Origin of the sequence: Ensifer sp. LC11 (genome assembly GCF_001695835.1) — a bacterium.
Lineage (GTDB): Bacteria > Pseudomonadota > Alphaproteobacteria > Rhizobiales > Rhizobiaceae > Ensifer.
This window is the reverse complement of record NZ_MBSO01000034.1, coordinates 1-23,059: the sequence shown is the minus strand read 5'-3', so window position 1 is coordinate 23,059 and position 23,059 is coordinate 1. Positions and strand designations below refer to the sequence as shown.

The window sequence follows — 23,059 nt, the reverse complement described above, 5'->3', positions numbered from 1 at the left end:
GATGTTCTTCGTGCGCACGGCAAGCGACCGCGACCTGGATAAGGTTCGCGCTCTGCTGATCGAAACGTGGCACGCGACCTACGATACCTTCTATGGCGTCGAGAAGGTCAACGAACTGACGGAGCGCTGGCACTCGCTGCCGGCGCTGAAAGCGCGGCTGGCGCGCAAGAATGCCGAGTTTCTGGTCGCTGACGATGGTCGCCAGGTCGGAGGCATGGGTTATGCGGCGATGTCCGACACCCAGCCCAAGACCGCCGTGCTCCATCAGCTCTACGTGCTGCCGAAGTTCCAGCGGCAGGGTATCGGCCGCGACATTTTCGCTGAGCTCGAAACCTGCTTTCCGGATGCCGAGCGCATGCGCGTCGAAGTCGAGCCGCAGAACCTGCACGCCTTGGCCTTCTATCGGGCGCATGGTTTCACCGAGGTGGGTGAGACGGCCAATTGCGGCGACGAGCAATCCGGTCTGCCGGCCGTCATCCTGGAGAAGCGGCTGCTCGGCTGATCCGTCGCTTCGACGGCCTGACGTCTGCCCAAATGCGCGTGAAAAACCCGGGAGTGGCGAGCTTGTCATCATGCCGTTACGCTTCGGTGCTTGGTCCGCCCCAGGATGAATGCCGTGAGCGGGGGAACCATGGACGCGACGACCGAACTCTTGATCCGTGAGGCTGAACGCAAAGACCTGCCTGCGATCGTCGCAATCTTTGCCGGCGATCAGCTCGGCGGCCATGGCGATACGACGGACCCGGCCGCCTTCGGCGACTATGTCGCTGCTTTCGAGAAAATCACGGCCTCGTTGTTGCAGACGCTTTACGTGGCGGTGCTCGGCAATGAGGTTGTCGGCACTTTTCAGACGGCGCTGCATACTTCGCTGTCGGGGCGTGGCAGTTCGAGCCTGATCATCGAGGCGGTTCAGACGCGTGAGGATATGCGCGGCCGCAGGATAGGCGAACGCATGATGCGCCACGCGATCGCCCAGGCGCGGGAGCGGGGAGCAGGCAAGGTGCGGCTCACGTCGAATGCGCTGCGCGGCGACGCGCACCGCTTCTATGAGCGCCTGGGTTTCGCGCGCAGCCATTTCGGTTTTGTGATGCCGTTGAAATGACGGGCTTTGCCTCGGAATCACTGGACAAGCCAGGAGCGGCGGGGCATAAGCGGGGACATTGTTTTGGTATCTGGCCGCCTCCCAACGGCCGGTCAAGGACGGCATCCATGAAGCTCCTGCTGCAGATTTTCACCTGGTGGAACGAACAGACGATCGGAACGCGCTTTCACACGTGGCGCCACGGTCAACGGGTCGGCCAGGACGAGTTGGGCAATGTCTACTATCAGGGCGGCAAGGATTCCGAAGGCCGCACCCGCCGCTGGGTGATCTATAACGGTTACGCCGAGGCATCTGCCATTCCGGCCGGCTGGCACGGCTGGATGCATCACCGCACCGACGTTTCGCCGGCTGACGAAAAGTACACGCCGCGCGACTGGCAAAAGCCGCACCGCGCAAACCCGACGGGAACGGCCAATGCCTACCGCCCGCAGGGCTCGATCGCTTCCACGGGCAAGCGCCCTCGCGTGACGGGCGACTACGATGCCTGGACGCCGGGCTCCTGAGAAATCTCTCTTCAGCGAAGACGACGGACCGCGGAATAGGTTCCTCGATCATGGCGCGGCCACAATTGATGGTTAGCGCCTGAATGCCATCGATGATGATGAGAGCACGCGGGAGACGGGCGACAATGGCAGGTTCTGATCTGCACAAAGCAATCAGCCAGACGGCGAAACGATTGGGCTTGTGCCTCGTTGCCGGCCTGCCGCTGGTTGCCGCGACCGGAAGCGCCGACGCGGCGCGCCTTTCCAACGCTGTTGCCGTCTTCTCCGGGATCGACAAGATCACCGGCCGCATCACCACCTTTGACGTCTATATCGGCGAGACGGTCCAGTTCGGTGCCCTTCAGGTCACGCCGCGCGTCTGCTACAGCCGCGACGACACCGAGGCGCAAAAGATCACGACCTTCGTCGAAGTCGAAGAAATCACGCTCGATCGTAAGATCCGCCGCATCTTTACCGGTTGGATGTTTGCCGACAGTCCCGGCCTCAACGCCGTCGAGCATCCCGTCTATGACGTCTGGCTGCAATCCTGCAAGGCGACGTCCGAGCTGCCACCGCCGGACACGGCGCAGAAACGCTAAGCGATTTATTTGAGCCGTTCAGGCGACGTGCGCCCGCACTTTTTCTTCACATCAGAAGGGAAGGTCCGGCGAAGACATCGCGTTCGCCAGCATGACCTCATACTCGGCCTTCGGCACATCGATGGCGCCGAATGACTTCAGGTGTTCGGTGGTGAACTGCGTATCGAGCAGTTCGAAGCCTCGCGCCTTCAGCCGCTCGACCAGATGCACGAGGCAGATTTTTGACGCATCGGTACGCCGCGAAAACATGCTCTCGCCAAAGAAGGCGGAGCCGAGCGAGACGCCATAAAGGCCCCCGACCAGCTGATCACCCTCCCAGGCCTCGACGCTGTGGGCATAACCCATCGTGTGCAGCGTTGCGTAGAGCTTACGGATCTTGTTGTTGATCCAGGTCGTCGGGCGGTCCGGGGCAGGTGCCGCGCAACCTTCCATGACCGCTTCGAAGGCGGTGTTGAAGCGAATGTCGAAGGGAGTGCGGCGGATGGTCTTGGCGAGGCTGCGCGAGACGTGAAAGCCGGCAAGCGGAATGACGCCGCGAATTTCCGGCTCGACCCAGAAGATCTCGGGATCATCCGCCGAATCGGCCATCGGAAACAGGCCGATCGAATAGGCGCGCAGCAGCATGTCCGGTGTAATGTCGGGCTGCTTGCTGCGCGTCCCTTTCAATGTCAGGTCCTTACTCGGACGTGGCGGCCAGATGCTTCTCCAGCCAGTGGATGTCGTATTCGCCGTTCGCGATATCCTGATTATTGATCAGGTCCTGGAACAGCGGAAGCGTCGTCTTGATGCCGTCGATGACGAATTCGTCAAGCACGCGGCGCAGACGCATCATGCACTCGACACGCGTGCGGCCGTGCACGATCAGCTTGCCGATCAGGCTGTCGTAGTAGGGCGGGATCCGGTAGCCCTGATAGGCGCCCGAATCGACGCGCACGCCAAGACCGCCCGGCGCATGGAAATGCGTGATGGTGCCCGGGGAGGGGACGAAGGTGCGCGGATCTTCGGCATTGATGCGGCATTCGATGGCGTGGCCGGAGAACACGATGTCCTCCTGCTTGACCGAAAGGCCGCCGCCGGAAGCCACACGGATCTGTTCGTGCACGAGATCGATGCCGGTGATCGCTTCGGTGATCGGATGCTCGACCTGCAGACGGGTGTTCATTTCGATGAAATAGAACTCGCCGTTTTCATAGAGGAACTCGATCGTGCCGGCGCCGCGGTACTTCAGCTTCTTCATCGCGTCGGCGCAGATCTGGCCGATCTTCATGCGTTGGTCGACGTTGAGGGCGGGCGAATTTGCCTCTTCCCAGACCTTCTGGTGGCGGCGCTGCAGCGAGCAATCGCGTTCGCCGAGATGCACAGCGTTGCCGGCGCCGTCACCAACGATCTGGATTTCGATATGGCGCGGCTTGCCGAGGTATTTTTCCATATAGACGGCGTCGTTGCCGAAGGCGGCAAGCGCTTCGGCGCGGGCAGTCGAGACGGCTTCTTCGAGGTCAGCCTCGGAGCGAGCGACCTTCATGCCGCGGCCACCACCGCCAGCGGTTGCCTTGATCAGCACCGGGAAGCCGATCTTGCGGGCGACTTCAAGCGCGTTCTCCGGCTTCACCTCGCCGTCGGAACCCGGAACGACCGGGATGCCAAGTTCCTGCGCCGTCTTCTTGGCGGTGATCTTGTCACCCATGATGCGGATATGTTCCGCCGTCGGGCCGATGAAGGTGATGTCGTGTGCTTCAAGGATTTCGGCGAACTTGGCGTTTTCCGACAGGAAGCCGTAGCCCGGATGCACGGCGTCGGCACCGGTGATTTCGCAGGCGGCGACGATCTGGTGAATGTTCAGATAGCTATCGCGCGAAGGCGGCGGGCCGATGCAGACGCTCTCGTCGGCGAGGCGCACATGCATGGCGTCGGCGTCGGCCGTGGAGTGGACGGCGACCGTTGCGATGCCGAGCTCCTTGCAGGCTCTGAGCACGCGAAGGGCGATTTCGCCGCGATTGGCAATGAGAATTTTCGAGATCATCGCCGCGCCGCCTTATTCGATTACGATCAGCGGTTCGCCATATTCGACGGGGGCTGCGTCCTGCACGAAGATTTCGGTGACCTTGCCCGAGCGCGGCGCCGGGATCTGGTTCATCGTCTTCATGGCTTCGATGATGAGGATCGTCTGGCCTTCCTTGACCGTTGCGCCGACTTCAACGAAGGGGCGGGCGCCCGGCGCCGGGGACAGATAGGCGGTACCGACCATCGGTGCGGTTACGGCATTCTTGGACGCGCGGCCATTCTCGGCGGCCGGGGCAGCGACAGCGTTTGCCGGCGCGGCTGCGACAGCAGCGGGGAACTGGTAGGACGGCATCTGCGGCATAGCCATCGGCATTGCGACCGGCGTGCCGTTGCGCGAGACGCGAATGCGCAGGTCGTCCTGCTCAACCTCGATCTCGGTCAGATCGGTGTCCTTGAGAATGTTGGCGAGATCGCGGATCAGCGCCTGGTCGATGCCTGGTTTCTTGTCAGCCATGGAATATGAGCCTCTTGTGTTCTTTTTATTTCGACGGATTTGTCAGGTTCTTTAGCGCATGCAGCGCAAGAATGTAACTCTGCGCGCCGAAGCCGCAGATGACGCCTTTGACAGCCGGCGCGATCATCGACTTGTGGCGGAACTCCTCGCGTGCGTGGATGTTCGAAAGGTGGAGTTCGACCACCGGAATGCCGATGGCGCGGATGGCGTCGTGCAGCGCGATCGACGTATGACCATAGGCGGCCGGATTGATCGCGACGCCGGCCGCAACGCTGCCGGCTTCATGCAGCCAATCCACCAGCGTTCCTTCGTGGTTCGACTGGCGGAAATCGACCTCGAATCCGAGCGCATTGCCCTCCGCCTTGCACATGGCCTCGATGTCGGCCAGCGTCTGGCCGCCATAAATACCCGGTTCGCGCTTGCCCAGCGCATTCAGGTTGGGGCCGTTCAGCACGAAAATGGTCGATGGCATAAGGGATTCCGGTCCGGTGATGGAGGGTTACCTATAGACCGATGGTCCCGCGAGGAAAAGCCCTTTGGGCCCCCGCGGGATTTGTCCACAGTCATGGGAAGGTTTGTCAGCAGGCGGTCTTGCCGCATTCGCGCATATTGGCGACCTTGCTCTCGATTTCCTCGGCGCCGACGGCCCCAAAGACCGCCTCGTTGCCGATGACGTAGGAGGGCGTGCCGGTGATGCCGAGATCGTTGGCAAGGCCATAGGCCTCGCGCACGGCCGCATCATGCGGTTCCTTTTCCATCTTGGCGCGCAGATCTTTCTCCGTGACGCCAAGCTTTGCGGCGACTGCCAGGGCCGTTTCCTCCGTCGCACGATCCTCGCCACCGAGCAGCGCACGGTGGAAGTCGCCGTATTTCTCGGGTGCCACGAGGCGGAAGGCGGCGCTGACCTTGTGGGCGGCGAGCGAATCCGGACCGAGGATCGGCAGTTCCTTCAGCACGAAGCGGACGTTCTTGTCCTTGGCGAGGATGTCGTCCATGTCCGAAAGGGCGCGTTTGCAATAGCCGCAGTTGTAATCATAGAATTCGACCACGGTGACATCGCCCTTGGGATTGCCAAGGACCATGTCGTAGTCGGAGTTGAAGATCGCCTTCTCATTCTCGGTGATTGCGGTTTCTGCCGCTTCCTGCTGCTTGGCGCGCTGCTTCGTCGTCAGCGCCTCCTGGACTTCCAGCATGATCTCCGGATTGGCAATCAGGTATTCCTTGATGAAGGCGCCGATCTCTTCCTTCTGCTTCGCGTCAAGCGCGAGCGCGTTCTGCGGCAGGCTGACCCCGGCCACGAGCGCAGCGAGCGTTCCGGCGGCAATCATCTTCGTGCTGAAATTCATTTCTACCTCGTTGTCCTTGCGTATCCCGTGTGTCGTCCATCGCGTGTCGCCGGGTCAACCGACTGTTCGGAAAGGCAACAGGATTCCTCGTATCCGCAATATGCCGGCAGCATAGGGTGGGTGCCGCGGAAACGAAACGGCAAAATCGGCGGAAATACGGCACTCGCGGACTTGTGAAGGTCATTTTCATCGGGCAAAGGGCTTGTGAGCAGCCGCATATCGAGGATTTCCCGTGATAGACTTGTCAAAACGAAGCGCCGTTGAGCCCTTTCACGCGATGGATGTGCTGGCGGAGGCGACCCGCCGCCGCGATGCCGGCCATCCGGTGATCTCCATGGCCGTCGGACAGCCGGCGCATCCGGCACCCAAGGCGGCATTGGACGCCGCGCGCAAAGCCCTGGAGCATGGTCGGCTCGGTTATACCGACGCGCTCGGAACTCTGTCGTTGCGCACCGCAATTGCCCGTCATTATGAAAAGCGCCATGGCATCCACCTGGATCCGCAGCGGGTCGCCGTGACAACCGGCTCGTCCGCCGGCTTCAACCTCGCCTTTCTGGCGCTTTTCGATCCCGGCGATTGCGTCGCCATTGCTCGCCCTGGTTATCCTGCCTATCGCAACATCCTCGCAGCGCTCGGTTTGACCGTTGTCGAGGTCGAAGCCAATGCCGAGACCGGCTTCACCCTGACACCGGAAAGTCTGGCGCGCGCGGCCGCAAAGGTTGGCCGACCGTTGAAGGGCGTACTGCTGGCGAGCCCTGCCAATCCGACCGGCACCGTGACGGGCCGAGCGGGCCTCAAGGCACTGGCTGACTATTGCCGCGCGGAAGCGATCGCCTTCATCTCGGATGAGATCTATCACGGGCTGACCTTTGCTGGCGAAGAGGCAAGCGCGCTTGAAGTCACCGACGACGTCGTCGTCATCAACTCCTTCTCGAAATACTACTGCATGACCGGCTGGCGGATCGGTTGGATGGTGCTGCCGGCCGACAAGGTGCGTGGCTTCGAACGGATTGCCCAGAGCCTCTATATTTCACCGCCGGAACTGTCGCAGATAGCGGCCGAGGCTGCACTCGACGCCCACGAGGAACTCGACCGGTACAAGGCTGCCTATGCGGCCAATCGGGAATTGCTTTTGAAGCGCCTGCCGGAGATCGGATTTTCCATCGCCTCGCCGATGGATGGCGCCTTCTATGCCTATGCCGATGTCAGCCGCTTTACCAATGACAGCATGGCGTTCGCGCGCCGGATGCTGGCCGAAATCAATGTCGCAGCGACGCCAGGTTTCGATTTTGATCCGTTGGAGGGGCACCGCACCATGCGCTTTTCCTACGCCGGCGCTGAGGCTGACATGGCTGAGGCGATGGACAGGATCGCCCGCTGGCTTTCTTGAATGCCTGATCGAAAGGCAGCGGCGGACATGGCCCGCAGCTTTCACCGTCACCCAAGAAGAAAGGCCCGGAGCGATCCGGGCCTTTCTCGTTTTACGAATTTTCGCGTTCAGCGCTGCGGTTCCTGATTCGGCATCGACCAGAGCGCCGTGCGTTCATATGAACGCACCAAGGACGCTCTAGCACTTTGATTCTAGAGCATCTTTCCGCCTCGCATGGACCCACTTGAGAGCGGGATGCTCTAGGAACCGGAGGGCGGCTTCTTAGAAGAAGCCGCGGCGCTGCCACCAGCCGCCCTTTTTCGGCTTGGTCGAATCTTCTTCTTCGCCCTCGGGCTTGGTTGCGCTCGACGTCACAACCGGTTCCGAAGCAATCTTCGAAAGGTCGCGGTTCGCCCGCGTCGGCTTGGCTTCGGCGAGATCGGCCACAGCCTCTTCCACCGCCTCGACGGCGACTGCCGGCTGGTCTTCGACTGCCGCTTGGGCAGCTTCGTCAGCGCTTGCGACCGGTTCCTCGACCTTCACAGCCTTCTTGCGGGTCCGTTTCGGCTTGGCGGGCTTTGCTTCCGCCGCTTCGGCTTCCTCGACCACCGCGACCGTTTCCTCAACCGCGACCGCCACTTCAGCTTCGGCAGCAGAGACCGGAGCGTCTACGCTCTCCGTCTCATCGGCTTCATCGCTAGCCGTTTCCGCGTCGGCGTCGAGTTGGCCTTCACCTTCTCCCTCTGGACGATTGCGACGACCGCCACGCTTGCCGCGGCGACGGCGCTTGCGCTTCTGGTCGCCATCGGCGGTCGTGGAGTCGGCATCAACACCCTCGTCGTCCGCTTCACCCTCGTCGGCACCGTCGTCGGTGTCGGATGCTGCTTCGGAGACCTGCGTGACGCCGCCCTCGGCCTGCTGGCCACCCTTGCCGCGACGGCGGCGACGGCGCTTGCGCTTGCGTCCGCCCTGGTCGTCGGACTGAGCCGCGGCCTTCGGTTGCTCCTGGCGCTGCTCGCCGACGATTTCTTCTGCTTCTTCCTCGTCGAGATCCTCTTCGATCACGACGTCATCTTCTTCTTCCGGCTCCGGCTCGAAATGCAGGAGCTGCTCGATCTTGACCGGGTTTTCGACCGGTTCGCCGCGATCGATCGCGAAGTGCTGCGCACCGACATGGGCATCAGCCTCGATGATGATCGAGACGCCGAAGCGGGCCTCGTAGTCCATGATCGTGCCGCGCTTCTGGTTGAGCAGGTAGAGCGCGATATCGGGGATGGTGCGTACGGTGATGTCGTGCGTGGTGTTCTTGAGCAGATACTCTTCGATGCCGCGCAGAACGTGCAGGGCAACGGAGGACTGCGAGCGAACGTGGCCCGTGCCGTTGCAGTGCGGGCAGGTCTGCATCGTCGATTCGAGCACAGAAGCGCGGATGCGCTGGCGCGACATTTCGAGCAGGCCGAAATGCGAGATGCGACCGACCTGGATGCGGGCGCGATCGTTCTTCAGGCAGTCCTTCAGCTTTTTCTCGACAGCGCGGTTGTTGCGCTTTTCTTCCATGTCGATGAAGTCGATGACCACGAGACCGGCAAGGTCGCGCAGGCGCAGCTGGCGCGCAACTTCCTCGGCTGCTTCAAGGTTGGTCTGCAGCGCGGTGTCTTCGATCGAGTGCTCGCGGGTCGAACGACCGGAGTTGACGTCGATCGAAACCAGCGCTTCGGTCTGGTTGATGATGATGTAACCGCCGGACTTCAGCGTCACCTGCGGCTGCAGCATGCGATCGAGCTGTGCCTCGATGCCGGAGCGCGAGAAGATCGGATGCACGTCGCGGTAGGGCTGAACCACCTTGGCGTGGCTCGGCATCAGCATCTTCATGAAGCCTTTGGCTTCCTTGTAGCCTTCCTCGCCGGAAACGATGATCTCGCTGATGTCCTTGTTGTAGAGATCGCGGATCGAGCGCTTGATCAGGCTGCCTTCCTCGTAGACGAGGCAAGGGGCCGTGGAATTGAGCGTCAGCGTGCGGACGTTCTCCCACAGGCGCATCAGATATTCGAAGTCGCGCTTGATCTCGACCTTGGTGCGGTTGGCACCGGCCGTGCGCAGGATGACGCCCATGCCTTGCGGCACTTCGAGGCCGCGCGCGATTTCCTTCAGACGCTTGCGGTCCTGAAGGTTGGTGATCTTGCGGGAGATGCCGCCGCCGCGCGCCGTGTTCGGCATCAGCACCGAGTAGCGGCCGGCCAGCGACAGATAGGTCGTCAGCGCAGCGCCCTTGTTGCCGCGTTCTTCCTTGGCCACCTGCACGAGCAGGATCTGCCGGCGTTTGATGACTTCCTGGATGCGGTATTGCTTGCGGGGCTTGCGGGTCTGGCGGTCGGGAACCTCTTCCATGGCGTCTTCGGCGCCGACGGATTCGATGATTTCCTTTTCGCCATCGTGGCTGTCGTCGTCATCGTCGTCATCGTCATGGCGACGACGGCTGTCGACGTCCTCGGAGATAGCGTCGGTATCAACCATCGCGGCCATTTCGCCGCTGTTGCTCTCGTCGCCATCGGTGGATGCTGCCGCTGCTTCTTCCGCGGCCTTAGCCTTGGTCTTGCGGGTGCGCTTCGGCTTTGCCTTCGGCTTTTCGGCCGGCGCTTCTTCCTCGACGACCGGTTCGGCAGCGGCAGCTGCTTCTACGGACTGCAGTTCGACTTCCGCTGCCACTTCGAGATCGACGGGGACGGAAAGTTCGCTTGCCGGGGCGGGCGCCGTTTCGACATGCTCGATGTCGTCGTCGCGCCGCGCTTCTTCCGCTTCGGCCTTCAACAGGGCCTGACGATCGGCAAGCGGGATCTGGTAGTAGTCGGGGTGAATTTCGGCGAAAGCCAGAAATCCATGACGGTTGCCGCCATAGTCGACGAAGGCGGCTTGGAGCGACGGCTCCACCCGGGTGACCTTCGCCAGATAGATATTGCCGCGGATTTGTTTCTTATGTTCCGACTCGAAGTCGAATTCTTCTATGCGGTTCCCGCGAACGACAACGACGCGCGTCTCCTCGGAGTGAGACGCATCGATAAGCATTTTCTCTGCCATCTAAGCTGTGCTCCTCGGCGCACCAGCGGGACGGGAGACAGACCTGCTTCCTTGGGAAGGCTGCCAAACACGTCAATAGGTGTGCCGGATATGAAAGTTCCTGTTTGGTGCAGGCGATGGTGCAGCAGCCAGACGACAGCGGGAACATGACTGTCCCGGGGCCGCTCTACTTCTGACCGATACTGCTGAGTCAACATCAATGACCAAACAAGAATGCCAATGTCCAAGGTCTCATGAAGACCCGATGAATACGCCCGCTTGCGGGCGCTGGTGAAAAATCACCATCAAGAACTCCGGCCACCGCCGGAAATTTGCGATCCAGTGTACGGGGAGGAAATGCAGCGACGGCGGATGAACACCTTGCGACCGCGGAAGTGCGATACGTTTAACCGGTCAATCCGGTTCGATCACTCCCTGGCGCCAAGCTTTGGAGAAGCTCCGGCTGCCCGGTCGACTGTTCTATCCCGTCAACACTTTCTCCTTGTGACGCTTTTATGTTTTCTATGTCACATTGGCAAGGGAAAAGCCCGCGCCGCCACAATAATGATCGATTCGCTTGTCCTCGTGGAGTAGGTCGGCGAAGGAAGAATCGATCGTCTCGGCCGCGTGCGGAGCATGATCTTTGTCAAGCTTTGGTTAACCATAAGGGTTCATTGATCAATCATGTATTCGCGGTTGCGCGTCGGCCGCCGTCCGATCCCTGGGAAAGTGGTGGAGAGCCCGAGGTGAAACCTTTGGCGGTTTGTATGCGTAGTTCGCTGTTGTCGTTGTTGCCGCGCCCGAGTTGGCGCTTGCTGAGTGCGTCGCTGGTCGCGGGCAGTCTCCTGTTGAGCGTGCCGGCCGCCAACGCCGTCGAGCCGGGTCCGTTGCTCGCGTTTGGCGCGCGCATCGCCGGTGACGACGCCCGCACCCGGGTCGTGGTTCAGTTCGACCGCAAGCCCGAATTCTCTCTTCACTACGTGGCCGATCCCGTTCGCGTTGTCGTCGATCTGCCGGAAACGGCTTTCGGTCTGAAATCGGATAGCCTCGAGCCACGCGGCCTGTTCGACGCGATCCGCTATGGCGGCATGGGTGCCGGAAGCTCGCGCATCGTCCTTTCGGCCACCGGCCCGGTTGCGGTGACGCATGCGGAAGTGATCGCCGAGGAGGGGGGCAAGGGCTATCGCCTCGTCCTTGATGCCGAACGGGTCGACCAGGCCCGCTTCGATGCGCTTCTCGGCGAGCAGCAGTGGACCGGATCGGTTGCTGCCGCCAAAACCGATAGGCCGGTCGCCGTTGCGCCTACCAAGGAGGGCGGCCCCTTCATCATCGCGATCGACGCCGGCCACGGCGGCATCGATACCGGTGCGCTCGCAAGTGAGACGAAGACGGAGGAGAAGCACGTCACTCTGGCATTTGCGATGGATCTCGTCGAGGCGCTCAACCGGGGGACCGGGATCGAGGCCTTTCTCACCCGCGACAAGGACGTCTTTCTCTCGTTGCCCCAGCGCGTTCAGATCGCACGCAACAGGGGCGCCAATCTCTTCATTTCGCTCCATGCCGATGCGCTTCGGCAGAAGGAAATCCGCGGCGCTACGGTCTACACGATTTCCGACAAGGCTTCGGACCACCTGGCCGCAAGTCTCGCTGACCGTGAAAACCTGTCCGACGAGATCGCCGGAGTGCCGCTGCAGAGCGAGCCTGCGGAGGTCGCCGATATCCTCATCGACCTGACGCGTCGCGAGACCCAGGCGTTCTCGGTCAACATGGCGCGCGCGGTCGTTTCTTCCTTCGAAGGGCAGATCAACCTCATCAACAACCCCCACCGTTTCGCCGGTTTCCGTGTGCTGCAAGCGCCTGATGTGCCGTCAATCCTCTTGGAACTGGGCTTCCTGTCGAACAAGGAGGACGAGAAGCTGCTTTTGGATCCGGAGTGGCGCAAGAAGGTTTCCGAGCGTCTTGCGGTTGCGGTTCAGCGTTACCGCGAGCAGGCCGTCGCAAGCGGCGGTTGACGCTTGAAGGCATGCGCGGCGACGAAGTGATTTGTGTCGCCCCGGTAACAGCGCTATGCTTTTCAACTGGATGCGCACGCTATAATCGGAAACAAGCCCTATTTTATGCACAATCCCGGACGTAACCGGAATTGCGCCCTGATTTGTTGAGAAACGAGTTGAAGCCTGGGGTTCCTCACCATATGAGGGGCCGGGCTGCGGGAAGCCGCCACGCCAGACGATTTCTGACGGAAGAGTTTGGTCGGGCCGGCGCAATGCGAGCCGGCGGGACAGAATTTGTGCTGGCGGTCCGGCGATTGGACGATAATGAAGGTACTGGTATCTGACTGATGATCAGGCTGATTGGATATTTCTTCGGGATTGGTGCGTTTCTGCTGCTTGGCGTGGCCGCGGCCGCGGCGCTTTATCTGGGCGTCGTCACCAAGGATCTGCCCGACTATGAGGTGCTGGCCAAATACTCGCCGCCGGTAACGACGCGCTTCCATGCCGGTAACGGTGCGCTGATGGCCGAGTATGCGCGCGAGCGGCGCCTCTACCTGCCGATCCAGGCCATTCCGGATCGTGTCAAGGCGGCCTTCATCTCGGCGGAAGACAAGAACTTCTACCAGCATCCGGGCGTTGACATCACCGGCCTGGCGCGCGCCATCGCGGTGAACCTGCAGAATTTCGGCTCTGGCCGGCGGCCGGTCGGCGCGTCAACGATTACACAGCAGGTGGCGAAGAACTTCCTCCTGTCCTCCGACCAGACGATCGACCGCAAGGTCAAGGAAGCGATCCTGTCCTTCCGAATCGAGCAGGCCTATAGCAAGGATCGCATTCTCGAGCTCTACCTCAACGAGATCTTCTTCGGTCTCAATTCCTACGGTATTGCTGGCGCGGCGCTTACCTATTTCGATAAGTCGGTCACCGAGCTGACCATCGCAGAGACCGCCTATCTCGCGGCGCTTCCGAAGGGCCCGGCCAACTACCATCCGTTCCGCAAGACCGAAGCCGCCATCGAGCGCCGCAACTGGGTGATCGACCGTATGGTGGAGAACGGCTACGTCACCAAGGCCGACGGCGAGGAGGCCAAGAAGCAGCCGCTCGGCGTCAATCCGCGCCGCGGCGGCGCGCACCTCTTTGCGTCCGACTTCTTCGCGGAGGAAGTTCGCCGCCAAATCATCCAGAAATACGGCGACAACGCCCTCTACGAAGGCGGCCTCTCGGTCCGTACCTCGCTGGATCCGCGTTTGCAGACTGCGGCGCGCAAGGCCCTTCAGGCTGGCCTGTTGACCTATGACGAGCGCCGCGGCTTCCACGGACCGGTCAAGACGATCGAGATCGGCGGCGACTGGGGCGAGCCGCTCGGCGCGGTTGTCGCCTTCAGCGATGTGCCGGAGTGGAAGCTCGCCGTCGTTCTGTCGGTCGATGCGCAGGGTGCCGAGATCGGCATCCAGCCGGACAAGGAAGCCTCAGGCAAGATTGTTGCGGACCGCGTCACCGGGCACATCTCCGCCAAGAACATGCAGTGGGCCTACCGTTCCGCCAACGGCGACCGCAAATCGGCGAAGTCGCCTGAGGGCGTGTTCGGTGCTGGCGACGTCGTCTATGTCGAGCCGCTGCCGGAGAAGGGCGCGTACCGCCTGCGCCAGCCGCCGAAGGTGCAGGGTGGCCTTGTCGCCATGGATCCGCAGACGGGCCGTGTTCTTGCGATGGTCGGCGGCTTCTCCTATGGCCAGTCGGAATTCAACCGCGCGACCCAGGCCATGCGCCAGCCGGGCTCGTCGTTCAAGCCTTTCGTCTATGCGGCGGCACTCGATAATGGCTACACGCCGGCGTCGGTCATTCTCGACGCTCCGATCGAGATCGTCGCGGGCGGTCAGGTCTGGCGCCCGGAAAACTACGGCGGCGGCTCGGCCGGCCCGTCGACGCTGCGCCTAGGCATCGAGAAGTCGCGCAACCTGATGACGGTTCGCCTCGCCAACGACATGGGCATGAACCTCGTCGCCGAATATGCCGAGCGCTTCGGCATCTACGACAAGATGCCGCCGCTGCTCGCGATGTCGCTGGGCTCCGGCGAAACGACGGTCCTGCGCATGGTCTCGGCCTATTCCGTGCTCGCCAATGGCGGCAAGCAGATCAAGCCGTCGCTGATCGACCGCATCCAGGACCGCTACGGCAAGACGATCTTCCGCCACGAGGACCGCACCTGCGACAACTGCAACGCCGGCGATTGGCAGAGCCAGGAAGAGCCGGTTTTGACCGACAACCGCGAGCAGGTGCTCGACCCGATGACCTCCTACCAGATCACGTCGATGATGGAGGGCGTAGTGCTGCGCGGCACGGCTGCCGGCAAGATCAAGCTCGACCGTCCGGTGGCCGGCAAGACCGGTACCACCAATGACGAAAAGGATGCCTGGTTCGTCGGCTATACGCCGGACATGGTCGCCGGCCTCTATCTCGGCTTTGACAACCCGGCTCCGCTCGGTCGTGGCGCGACCGGCGGCAGCCTCGCCGTGCCAATCTTCAACGATTTCATGACCGAGGCGGTCAAGGGAACGCGCCCGAGCAAGTTCGTCGTGCCCGAGGGCATGAGCATGGTCGCCGTCAACCGCAAGACCGGCATGGCCGCCCAAGAGGGTGAGCCGGACACGATCATCGAGGCCTTCAAGCCTGGCACCGGCCCGGCCGACACCTTCTCGGTCATCGGCGGGCTCGACCAGTATGTGCCGCCGGAAGAGATCCTGAAGAACTCGCCGCAGGCGAACCAGGCGGTGACTTCGGGATCCAACGGCCTGTTCTAATCCTTATCCCCCTCGTGCGCTGCCCGCCGCCTTTACATCAGCGGCGGGCATCGTTATTTGACGCTCACTTTCATATCGGTTCACAAGAAGCAGGATCATGCGCAGCGAAATCGAGAATATTGTCGACGAAATCAAGCAGGCCATAAGCCTGCTGAGGAGGCATCTTTGACTGGGATCAGGCGGTAAGACGACTGGACTGGTTGAACAACAAGGCGGAAGATCCGACCCTCTGGAACGATGCCTCTGAAGCGCAGAAACTGATGCGCGAGCGCCAGCAGCTCGATGACGGCATCAATGGCCTGCGCCGTTTCGAGCAGCAGCTCAACGACAACATCGAACTCATCGAGCTCGGTGAGGAAGAGGGCGACGCGGCGATCATTACTGATGCCGAACAGGCGCTGCGCGAGCTGCGCAACGAAGCGGCCAAGAAGCAGGTCGAGGCGATGCTCTCGGGCGAGGCCGACCAGAACGACACCTATCTCGAAGTGCATTCCGGTGCCGGCGGCACCGAAAGCCAGGACTGGGCCAACATGCTTCTGCGCATGTATACCCGCTGGTCCGAGCGCCAGGGATACAAGGTCGAGCTGATGGAAATTCAGGACGGCGAAGAGGCGGGCATCAAGTCTGCGACGCTGCTCGTCAAGGGCCACAATGCCTATGGCTGGCTGAAGACCGAATCGGGCGTGCACCGCCTCGTTCGCATCTCGCCCTATGACAGCAACGCGCGCCGTCACACCTCGTTCTCGTCGATCTGGGTCTACCCGGTCGTCGATGATTCGATCCAGATCGACATTAACGAGAGCGACTGCCGCATCGACACATACCGTTCGTCGGGCGCCGGCGGCCAGCACGTCAACACGACCGACTCGGCCGTGCGCATCACGCACATGCCGTCCGGAATCGTCGTGCAGTGCCAGCAGGAACGTTCGCAGCACAAGAACCGGGCGAAGGCCTGGGACATGCTGCGCGCCCGTCTCTACGAGTCCGAGCTGAAGAAGCGCGAGGACGCGGCCAATGCCGAAGCGGCTTCGAAGACCGATATCGGGTGGGGCCACCAGATCCGCTCCTACGTGCTGCAGCCCTACCAGCTGGTCAAGGACCTGCGCACCGGTGTCGAAAGCACGGCACCGGGCGACGTTCTCGACGGCGAGCTCAACGAGTTCATGGAAGCCGCACTCGCCCACCGCGTCAGCGGTGGTGCGGATGCAGCCGTCGACGATCTCAACTAAGGCCGAAGGCGGTCCACAGATTTTGAATGAAAAGGCCGGGTGTTCGCGCCCGGCCTTTTCGTTTTCTCAGTTCGATGCCCGCTCGATCTTGATGTCGCCGAGATCGTCGATCAGCACGGTCCAGGTTTCCGGTTCGCGCGCGCTCGGGTCGGTTTTCAGATAGACGGTTGCAAACATGCCCGATTGAGCGGTGACGCCGGTCGAGGTCTCCGGGCGAATGTCGGTGACATAGGCCTTCAGCGCTGTAAATTCCTCGAGTTCGGCCGATGAAACCACCACGGGACCAGTCGCTGTCGCCTCGATCTGCTGCAGATGGATCTGCGCGGTACCGTCCGTCTGACGAAGTGCGATCAGTTTGTAGTAGCCACGCCTGGCTGCCTCTTGCTTTTCGGCGGGCGCCGTCGCGGTGCTGGGATCGAGCGCCGAAAGCGGTTCTCCGCTTTCCTCCCAATAGCCGGTGCTGGTGACGAAGGTTGCCTGCGGCGGCACGACGTTTGCGTCCTCGGCCTTGGCGCCGGCGCTGCTCATCAACAGGATAAGAGCGAGGAGGGCGGGTCTGTGCGTCGGCATTTTTGTCCTTTCAAGCGGCGGCGTTGCCGCCACAGCGGCAGTCGTCATCAGTGGGCGCGATTGCCGCGGATCATATCACAGGTGGCGCGCAGAACGTGCACTCAGTTCGAAAACTGCTCGGCCAGGATGCGGTCCGACCAGGAATGATCGGGATCCGAGAGAATGCGCGCCGTCATGTTCTCCGATTCGGCGATCCGCACCTTGACCACCGACTTCACTTCCTGGTGGTCGGCAACGGCGTTGACCGGGCGCTTGTCGGCTTCGAGGATTTCGATCTCGACCGTGACATGGTTCGGCAGGAGCGCCCCGCGCCAGCGGCGCGGACGGAAGGCACTGACCGGCGTCATGGCGAGAAGCGGCGCTTCCAGCGGCAAGATCGGGCCATGGGCGGAGAGGTTGTAGGCGGTCGATCCAGCAGGAGTCGCCACCAGCAATCCATCGCAGGTCAGTTCCTCCAGCCGCGTCTTTCCGTCGATCAGGACGCGCAGCTTGGCGGCCTGATAGGATTGGCGGAAGAGATAGACCTCGTTGATCGCCAGCGCCGTAAAACTCTCGCCGTAGACGTCGGTGGTCTGCATTTCCAGCGGATGGAACGCGTTCTCGACGGCGAGGCAAATGCGGTCCGTCAGATTGTCGGTGCTGTAGCGGTTCATCAGGAAGCCGACCGATCCGCGGTTCATGCCATAGACCAGTTTGCCGCTGTTCATGGTCTGATGCAGCGTCTGCAGCATGAAGCCATCGCCGCCAAGCGCCACGATCACGTCGGCCTTTGCCGGATCATTGTCGCCATAGATCGCCTTGAGATCGGCCGCAGCCTTCTGAGCCTCCTCCGCGGACGAGGCGAGAAAGGCGAAGGAATTGAACGTTCGGGCCATCAAATTCTAGTCCGCTCGATATGTTGCGCGCCGCTTACGGCGATCTCTCTTTATCGTTTCTGGCATGGCCGGAAACCGAACGCATCTGAAAAATTGGGAGAATTCGCAATTTTGCTTTACACCGCACGAGATTATGGTAACTCCGAGCGCTGTAAGTGCCCTTATAGCTCAGTTGGTAGAGCGGCTGATTTGTAATCAGTAGGTCGGGAGTTCGAGTCTCTCTGGGGGCACCAGCAATGCCTTGCGAAGCAAGATTTTCCGTTCCAACGTTCCCATTTAGTAAGCGGGTGACCGCAACGCTGAGCCGCAGCAGGCTGAGTCGGCCAGGCGGTTCTGCAGGATGCGCACTGACGTTGGCTCGAGAGCCTCAGCGCCCAAGTTCTTGAGGACGCCACTTTCGAGGTATGGAATCGGCGGCCTGAAGATCTGGATCGCGTTCTCGCCGTCAGATGTCGAACGAGGCAGCCATCCGCACCGGAACTTCCCGGCATTTCTGCAAGGCGTTGAGGAGATTTTCGGCGAGATAGTCGATCAGCGCCCTAGTCGCCGGCAGCATGCCCTGGCGGGACGGGAAGACCAGGTGAACGACAACGTCGTTGGAGGTCCATTCCGGCAAGACCGGCACCAGCACGCCGGCGCGGAAGGCGCGCTCGCAGATATGGTCGGGCAACAGCGCCACGCCCATGCCCTCGATTGCGGCGCGCTCGAGGATGATGAAATCGCTGCAGCCGACGATCGGGCGGTGGGAGATTTCCGTCGTGTTGCCATCGACCGAGACAAGGTGCCAGACATCGGTCGGGTGCTGCTCGTTCATTGACAGCGTTGCCTGCTGGCTGAGGTTGTCGATAGTAATCTCGCCCGAGCGGGCAAGGAACGTCGGGCTGGCCGCCAGTCGCTCGCGCACTTCGCCGAATTTCTTGATGATCAGCTGGTTGTCGGTATCGAGCTGTCCGCGGGCGCGCAGCGCCACGTCGACCCGTTCCTCGATCAGGTCGATCCGCCGGTTGGTGGCGGTTATCAACAGCCGGACGCCGGGATAGCGGCGGTGAAACGCCGGCAGGATATCGGCGAGCATCGGGGTAAAACCGAGCGGGCAGGCGAGCCTCACCGTGCCGGAGGGTTCCGCCCGCACGGCGGCAATCTCGGCCTCGGCCGCGGCAACACCTTCGAGCAGGCCCTGGCAATGGTCGTAGAACACGCGGCCGATATCGGTGACGCGCAGCTTGCGGGTCGAGCGTTCGAGCAGGCGTACGCCGAGCTGTTCCTCAAGCCGCGCCACATGTTTGCTGAGTTTGGATTTGGGTATATTGAGGTCGCGCGCTGCGGCACTGAAGCCGTTGCTGCGCACCACGGCGGCGAAAAGCGCGAGGTCGTTCAGATCCTGCATTATCCTGTCTCCGAAGTCCGGATCGTTTGCCCGATTGTTTCCGCCTGGAAACAGTATGTCAAATACACGCTGACTTATCGGGCGATTGTTTTCCCATCATATGTGGATCACCGCAACGCAAACACAAAGGTGTTCCCATGAACGTTCTTCATATCGACTCCGGTATCCTCGGTGATCACTCGGTTTCCCGCCGCCTGACGGCAGCACTTGCTGCTCAGGTCAAGGCCGATCGGCCGGATGCCAAGGTTACCTATCGTGATCTTGCTTCGAGCCAGCTTCCGCACCTGACCGGCGCGCAGATCATGGCCCCGGCCGACCTCGAAGGCGTTGATGCCAACCTCGCCGCCGACGTCAAGCTCGGTCGTGACCTGCTCGAAGAATTCCTTGCCGCCGACACGATCATCATCGGTGCCCCGATGTACAATTTCGGTATCCCGAGCCAGCTGAAGGCCTGGATCGACCGCATCGCCGTTTCGGGCAAGACGTTCCGCTACACCGAGAATGGTCCGGAAGGCCTCGCCAAGGGCAAGAAGGTCATCGTCGCCTCGACCCGCGGCGGTCACTATTCCTCCGGTCCGGCTGCCGTCATGGACCACCAGGAATCCTACCTGACCTCGGTCTTCGGTTTCCTGGGCATCACTGACCTCGAATTCGTCCGTGCAGAAGGCCTGAACCTCAGCGCCGACTCAAAGCAGTTCGCAATCGCCGAAGCAGAAAAGACAATCTCGGAAGGCAACGTCCTTCGCCTGGCGAGCTAACATTCAGGGTTCAGCGGGTCACCGAGGTGATCCGCTGGAGGGGCGAAGGCCCAGCGTGCGGACGATGCCGGTTGCAGATGCAGCCGGCATTGTCCGTTTTAGGATTTCACAATCTGCTTTATAATGCCGCGATGGTAGACCGGCGGACAATTCTGTTGGGCATGACCGCTGCGGTGGCTGCGCTGCTCGCCGCCGACGCCGCGCGTGCACACAATTGTACATGCCGCAACCGCGACGGTTCGAAGTACGAGCTCGGACAGGTCGCCTGCCTAATGGTCGACGGCAATGCCTACATGGCGCGCTGCGAAATGAACCTCAACGTCTCCACCTGGAAGAAGCTGCGTGACGGCTGCCCGACGGCGGATTGGTCCGAGGCCGCAACGGTCCGCTAGCATCCTGCCTCAAGCGGATTAACCTGAGGCAGAAAGATACTCTGGGATCAAAGTGCGAGAGCGTCCTTTGTGCGTCCATGTGAACGCGCGACGCTCTAGTTGCGAATGAGGAGAAGTGGCGTCCCGCCCTCGTTCCGGTCCTTCTCGAACCCGGACGCGGTGGCGGTGAAGGCAAGGGAGTTGCCGTCCTCGCCGAGCAGGGTGATGCCTAGACCGTTTGCCTGCCAACGCCGCAGCTTCAGCTTCTTGACCGTGGTGTCGCAAGGCGAAAGCACGGAGAGCGTGAAATTGCCGTCGTCGTCGGACTTGTCGGCGAAGCTCACCTGGCAGACGGGAGTTCCGTCCGGGCGCTTCATTTGCCATGCGCCCTTGACGTTCGCCGGTGCCGGCAAATGGGAAATGCCGTCGACGGCAGGCACAAGCGCCAGCCGCGGGCCAAGTTCGCCGCTCGTCAGCGGTGGTGAGCCCTCGCTTTCCTCGAAGCGGGCACGCACTTTTCGCAGGACATCAATCAAAAGCAGGCTGCCGTTCTCGCCGAAGTTCCAGGCTGTGACCTCGGAGATCGACGGCAGTGCCGTCGCGCAGGTCTCGGCACCGGTGACGGCGTAGCCGCCGATCGTTTCATCCGCGGTGAAACCGAGCTTGCAGCCGGCGGCCCCGTCGACCGGGGCAACGAGGTAGTCGCCGGTCCGCGCTGCGATGATGGCCGGATCGATATCGCCGGCAGCCAGCGCGTGTTGCGGGGCGAAGCAGCAAATTGCAAGCACCACACGTGTTGACAGGCGACCGCGTCGTCCGATCACTTTACCCATGAAATCCTCCAGCTCCCTGGGGCCGGAGATTTCCATGGCAACAATTTCGCGTCAACAGCGTGCGGTTTGAGACGCAGGACGTCTCGCGGCCCCGGTCTCCGGTCAGCGGTTGAGGAACTGGCGGGCCGCATACATGGCGATGGCCGCCGCGTTCGAGACGTTCAGCGACTTGATCGCGCCGGGCATGTCGAGCCGGGCAAGGTCGGTCACGATCGAACGGGTCTTCTGTCGCAATCCCTTGCCCTCTGAGCCGAGAACCAGTGCAATCTTCTCACCGCTGAATGTTCCCTCCAGCGGCTGCGGTCCCTCCGAATCGAGGCCGATCGTCTGGAAGCCCAGCCGGTGCAGTTCCTCGATCGCATCCGCCAGATTGGTGATCTGGATATAGGGGATCATCTCGAGCGCGCCCGAGGCGGATTTGGCAAGCACGCCTGATTCGGTCGGGCTGTGGCGTATAGTCGTGATCAGCGCGCCGGCATCGAAGGCGACGGCGGAGCGCATGATGGCGCCGACATTGTGCGGGTCGGTCACCTGGTCAAGGACGAGAAGCAGTGGGCAGTCGCGAAGCGCGTCGAGCCGGCGCACGGGCAGGGGACGCGTTTCGAGCATGACGCCCTGGTGGATGGCGTCCGGCCCGAGGAGCCCGTCGAGGTCCTGCGGCGTCACCGTCTCAACGGGGAAGGGCAGGTCGGAGAGTTCGCCGAGTTCCAGTCGCGCAGCGGCGTTCTGGGTGACGCTCAAGCGAACGACCTGGCGCGCCGGATTGTCGAGCGCGGCGCGAACCGTATGCAGGCCGTAAAGCAGAACCTGTTCGGGTGCCAGCTGCGGCGGCTTCCAATCGGCCGGCGCCTTGCGGCGCTTGTCCTGCTTCGGCGTCGGGATTTCGCCGCGTTCGCGTTTGGCGTCGCGGTGCGCGCGCCTGAGGTTGGCGTAATGGGTGTCCTTGGCGCTCTTGTCGCCGGTGCGATCTTTGCTCATGGGCGTCTTATAGTGAGGTTGCGCGCCTGACGAAACGATTTTCGGTATCGGGTCTATTTTTGCAGCTGTGGAGAAATTCGGAAATTTTCGGTCGAGCCGTGTTGACAGGACGAAACGGGGCAGTCATATACCCGGCCACAGATCGAGAGGCGGCAACGACATGTCGCAGGTTGTCTCGCGATCTCAATTGCTTGGTCGAAAGATCCCGACAGAATAATGGAGGGATGCCCGAGTGGTTAAAGGGGACGGACTGTAAATCCGTTGGCTCAGCCTACGTTGGTTCAAATCCAACTCCCTCCACCATTCTGCTTCTGGATCGAAGGCCCGCGGGTATAGCTCAATGGTAGAGCAGCAGCCTTCCAAGCTGAATACGCGGGTTCGATTCCCGCTACCCGCTCCAGCAGCGGCACCATTCTTTCCCTTCAATTGATAAGCTACATTAATGCCCCTCGCCAAACGTCTGATTCTTTTGCAGACGGAGCGAGTAGCGATTCGCTCCCGCTCGATCTTGTGTCGGCGTTTCGCGCTTCTTACATATCGGCTGGAAATGGCCGTCGGCGGCCGGTCCGGGCGCGCGCAATTAAGTCTTGCGCAAATCCCCTGAAACCCTTAAACGGCTCCACAAACCGGCCCTGCCGGCTGATCATTATTCATACTTGACCACAGGAAACGTACCCATGGCAAAGAGCAAATTTGAGCGCAACAAGCCGCACGTTAACATTGGCACGATTGGCCACGTTGACCATGGCAAGACGTCGCTGACTGCAGCGATCACGAAGTACTTCGGCGAGTTCAA

General features: G+C 61.7%; 22 protein-coding genes and 3 tRNA genes. 14 read left to right on the top strand and 11 right to left on the bottom strand.

Annotated elements, in window-relative coordinates; translation table 11 throughout:
• Position 1: 1 nt before the first annotated feature.
• From BBX50_RS21445 to BBX50_RS21430, 4 genes are all read left to right on the top strand, one after another.
• On the top strand, positions 2-502 hold the full coding sequence (locus tag BBX50_RS21445; RefSeq protein ID WP_065777353.1) for a GNAT family N-acetyltransferase: 501 nt from the start codon (positions 2-4) through the stop codon (positions 500-502).
• A 105-nt stretch (positions 503-607) separates the two neighbouring features.
• Positions 608-1,102: a GNAT family N-acetyltransferase gene (locus tag BBX50_RS21440; protein WP_139108463.1), complete on the top strand. Its 495-nt coding sequence runs from the start codon at positions 608-610 to the stop codon at positions 1,100-1,102.
• Positions 1,103-1,209: 107 nt separating this feature from the next.
• A complete protein-coding gene (locus tag BBX50_RS21435; RefSeq protein ID WP_065777351.1) occupies positions 1,210-1,605 on the top strand; it encodes an NADH:ubiquinone oxidoreductase subunit NDUFA12 in 396 nt (131 codons plus the stop codon).
• A gap of 125 nt (positions 1,606-1,730) precedes the next feature.
• A complete protein-coding gene (locus BBX50_RS21430) occupies positions 1,731-2,183 on the top strand; it encodes a DUF2155 domain-containing protein (RefSeq protein ID WP_065777350.1) in 453 nt (150 codons plus the stop codon).
• 51 nt (positions 2,184-2,234) lie between these two features.
• On the opposite strand, the gene aat is transcribed toward BBX50_RS21430, so the two are convergent.
• The 5 genes from aat to BBX50_RS21405 form a co-directional block, all read right to left on the bottom strand.
• Complete coding sequence (gene aat / locus BBX50_RS21425; protein ID WP_065777349.1) at positions 2,235-2,849, bottom strand: leucyl/phenylalanyl-tRNA--protein transferase; 615 nt, start codon at positions 2,847-2,849, stop codon at positions 2,235-2,237.
• A 10-nt stretch (positions 2,850-2,859) separates the two neighbouring features.
• A complete protein-coding gene (gene accC / locus BBX50_RS21420; RefSeq protein ID WP_065777348.1) occupies positions 2,860-4,203 on the bottom strand; it encodes an acetyl-CoA carboxylase biotin carboxylase subunit in 1,344 nt (447 codons plus the stop codon).
• A gap of 12 nt (positions 4,204-4,215) precedes the next feature.
• Positions 4,216-4,698, bottom strand: a complete 483-nt coding sequence (gene accB / locus BBX50_RS21415; protein ID WP_065777347.1) for an acetyl-CoA carboxylase biotin carboxyl carrier protein — start codon at positions 4,696-4,698, stop codon at positions 4,216-4,218.
• Between the two features lie 25 nt (positions 4,699-4,723).
• Positions 4,724-5,170: a type II 3-dehydroquinate dehydratase gene (gene aroQ, locus BBX50_RS21410; RefSeq protein WP_065777346.1), complete on the bottom strand. Its 447-nt coding sequence runs from the start codon at positions 5,168-5,170 to the stop codon at positions 4,724-4,726.
• Between the two features lie 106 nt (positions 5,171-5,276).
• Positions 5,277-6,044, bottom strand: coding sequence for a DsbA family protein (locus BBX50_RS21405; protein ID WP_065777345.1), 768 nt, complete (start codon positions 6,042-6,044; stop codon positions 5,277-5,279).
• 232 nt (positions 6,045-6,276) lie between these two features.
• On the opposite strand from BBX50_RS21405, the gene BBX50_RS21400 reads away from it, so the two are divergent.
• Complete coding sequence (locus BBX50_RS21400) at positions 6,277-7,434, top strand: aminotransferase class I/II-fold pyridoxal phosphate-dependent enzyme (protein ID WP_139108462.1); 1,158 nt, start codon at positions 6,277-6,279, stop codon at positions 7,432-7,434.
• A gap of 261 nt (positions 7,435-7,695) precedes the next feature.
• Here the strand turns inward: BBX50_RS21400 and BBX50_RS21395 are convergent, their stop codons facing one another.
• Entirely contained in the window at positions 7,696-10,488 is a 2,793-nt protein-coding gene (locus tag BBX50_RS21395) for a ribonuclease E/G (RefSeq protein WP_065777343.1), read from the bottom strand.
• A gap of 746 nt (positions 10,489-11,234) precedes the next feature.
• On the opposite strand from BBX50_RS21395, the gene BBX50_RS21390 reads away from it, so the two are divergent.
• The 3 genes from BBX50_RS21390 to prfB all read left to right on the top strand — a co-directional run bounded on the left by BBX50_RS21390 (position 11,235) and on the right by prfB (position 16,491).
• Positions 11,235-12,479 carry an N-acetylmuramoyl-L-alanine amidase gene (locus tag BBX50_RS21390; protein ID WP_065777342.1) on the top strand — a complete coding sequence of 415 codons (1,245 nt, stop codon included), beginning with the start codon at positions 11,235-11,237 and terminating at the stop codon, positions 12,477-12,479.
• Positions 12,480-12,808: 329 nt separating this feature from the next.
• Complete coding sequence (locus tag BBX50_RS21385) at positions 12,809-15,262, top strand: penicillin-binding protein 1A (protein ID WP_065777341.1); 2,454 nt, start codon at positions 12,809-12,811, stop codon at positions 15,260-15,262.
• 97 nt (positions 15,263-15,359) lie between these two features.
• A protein-coding gene (gene prfB / locus BBX50_RS21380; RefSeq protein ID WP_139108461.1) for a peptide chain release factor 2 occupies positions 15,360-16,491 on the top strand; the annotation gives its coding sequence in 2 pieces (ribosomal slippage) (positions 15,360-15,428 and positions 15,430-16,491; 1,131 coding nt in all).
• Between the two features lie 66 nt (positions 16,492-16,557).
• Here prfB and BBX50_RS21375 read toward each other — a convergent pair.
• Complete coding sequence (locus BBX50_RS21375; protein WP_065777339.1) at positions 16,558-17,061, bottom strand: hypothetical protein; 504 nt, start codon at positions 17,059-17,061, stop codon at positions 16,558-16,560.
• 101 nt (positions 17,062-17,162) lie between these two features.
• Complete coding sequence (locus tag BBX50_RS21370) at positions 17,163-17,936, bottom strand: NAD kinase (protein ID WP_065777338.1); 774 nt, start codon at positions 17,934-17,936, stop codon at positions 17,163-17,165.
• Between the two features lie 157 nt (positions 17,937-18,093).
• Between BBX50_RS21370 and BBX50_RS21365 the strand changes: the two genes are divergently transcribed.
• Positions 18,094-18,169 (top strand) — tRNA-Thr (locus BBX50_RS21365).
• A gap of 212 nt (positions 18,170-18,381) precedes the next feature.
• On the opposite strand, the gene BBX50_RS21360 is transcribed toward BBX50_RS21365, so the two are convergent.
• On the bottom strand, positions 18,382-19,323 hold the full coding sequence (locus tag BBX50_RS21360; RefSeq protein ID WP_065777337.1) for a LysR family transcriptional regulator: 942 nt from the start codon (positions 19,321-19,323) through the stop codon (positions 18,382-18,384).
• 137 nt (positions 19,324-19,460) lie between these two features.
• Here BBX50_RS21360 and BBX50_RS21355 point away from each other — a divergent pair, with 137 nt between their 5' ends.
• Positions 19,461-20,081: an FMN-dependent NADH-azoreductase gene (locus tag BBX50_RS21355; protein ID WP_065777336.1), complete on the top strand. Its 621-nt coding sequence runs from the start codon at positions 19,461-19,463 to the stop codon at positions 20,079-20,081.
• 161 nt (positions 20,082-20,242) lie between these two features.
• The gene (locus BBX50_RS21350; RefSeq protein WP_139108460.1) at positions 20,243-20,473 is read left to right on the top strand and encodes a hypothetical protein; all 231 of its coding nucleotides are present in this window, start codon (positions 20,243-20,245) and stop codon (positions 20,471-20,473) included.
• Positions 20,474-20,568: 95 nt separating this feature from the next.
• Here BBX50_RS21350 and BBX50_RS21345 read toward each other — a convergent pair whose 3' ends face one another.
• Positions 20,569-21,285 carry an AprI/Inh family metalloprotease inhibitor gene (locus BBX50_RS21345; RefSeq protein WP_065777334.1) on the bottom strand — a complete coding sequence of 239 codons (717 nt, stop codon included), beginning with the start codon at positions 21,283-21,285 and terminating at the stop codon, positions 20,569-20,571.
• Between the two features lie 102 nt (positions 21,286-21,387).
• Entirely contained in the window at positions 21,388-22,263 is an 876-nt protein-coding gene (locus tag BBX50_RS21340; protein WP_065777333.1) for an RNA methyltransferase, read from the bottom strand.
• A gap of 218 nt (positions 22,264-22,481) precedes the next feature.
• On the opposite strand from BBX50_RS21340, the gene BBX50_RS21335 reads away from it, so the two are divergent.
• The 3 genes from BBX50_RS21335 to BBX50_RS29455 form a co-directional block, all read left to right on the top strand.
• Positions 22,482-22,566 (top strand) — tRNA-Tyr (locus BBX50_RS21335).
• 23 nt (positions 22,567-22,589) lie between these two features.
• Positions 22,590-22,663 (top strand) — tRNA-Gly (locus BBX50_RS21330).
• Between the two features lie 277 nt (positions 22,664-22,940).
• A partial coding sequence (locus BBX50_RS29455) for a GTP-binding protein (protein WP_139108845.1) occupies positions 22,941-23,059 on the top strand: 119 nt, incomplete at its 3' end.

Coding starts and splice junctions, on each gene's coding strand:
- BBX50_RS21445 (WP_065777353.1), top strand. CDS start 2: ATGTTCTTCGTGCGCACGGCAAGCGACCGCGACCTGGATAAGGTTCGC.
- BBX50_RS21440 (WP_139108463.1), top strand. CDS start 608: ATGAATGCCGTGAGCGGGGGAACCATGGACGCGACGACCGAACTCTTG.
- BBX50_RS21435 (WP_065777351.1), top strand. CDS start 1,210: ATGAAGCTCCTGCTGCAGATTTTCACCTGGTGGAACGAACAGACGATC.
- BBX50_RS21430 (WP_065777350.1), top strand. CDS start 1,731: ATGGCAGGTTCTGATCTGCACAAAGCAATCAGCCAGACGGCGAAACGA.
- accC (WP_065777348.1), bottom strand. CDS start 4,203: ATGATCTCGAAAATTCTCATTGCCAATCGCGGCGAAATCGCCCTTCGC.
- accB (WP_065777347.1), bottom strand. CDS start 4,698: ATGGCTGACAAGAAACCAGGCATCGACCAGGCGCTGATCCGCGATCTC.
- aroQ (WP_065777346.1), bottom strand. CDS start 5,170: ATGCCATCGACCATTTTCGTGCTGAACGGCCCCAACCTGAATGCGCTG.
- BBX50_RS21405 (WP_065777345.1), bottom strand. CDS start 6,044: ATGAATTTCAGCACGAAGATGATTGCCGCCGGAACGCTCGCTGCGCTC.
- BBX50_RS21395 (WP_065777343.1), bottom strand. CDS start 10,488: ATGGCAGAGAAAATGCTTATCGATGCGTCTCACTCCGAGGAGACGCGC.
- BBX50_RS21390 (WP_065777342.1), top strand. CDS start 11,235: ATGCGTAGTTCGCTGTTGTCGTTGTTGCCGCGCCCGAGTTGGCGCTTG.
- BBX50_RS21385 (WP_065777341.1), top strand. CDS start 12,809: ATGATCAGGCTGATTGGATATTTCTTCGGGATTGGTGCGTTTCTGCTG.
- BBX50_RS21375 (WP_065777339.1), bottom strand. CDS start 17,061: ATGCCGACGCACAGACCCGCCCTCCTCGCTCTTATCCTGTTGATGAGC.
- BBX50_RS21370 (WP_065777338.1), bottom strand. CDS start 17,936: ATGGCCCGAACGTTCAATTCCTTCGCCTTTCTCGCCTCGTCCGCGGAG.
- BBX50_RS21360 (WP_065777337.1), bottom strand. CDS start 19,323: ATGCAGGATCTGAACGACCTCGCGCTTTTCGCCGCCGTGGTGCGCAGC.
- BBX50_RS21355 (WP_065777336.1), top strand. CDS start 19,461: ATGAACGTTCTTCATATCGACTCCGGTATCCTCGGTGATCACTCGGTT.
- BBX50_RS21350 (WP_139108460.1), top strand. CDS start 20,243: ATGACCGCTGCGGTGGCTGCGCTGCTCGCCGCCGACGCCGCGCGTGCA.
- BBX50_RS21345 (WP_065777334.1), bottom strand. CDS start 21,285: ATGGGTAAAGTGATCGGACGACGCGGTCGCCTGTCAACACGTGTGGTG.
- BBX50_RS21340 (WP_065777333.1), bottom strand. CDS start 22,263: ATGAGCAAAGATCGCACCGGCGACAAGAGCGCCAAGGACACCCATTAC.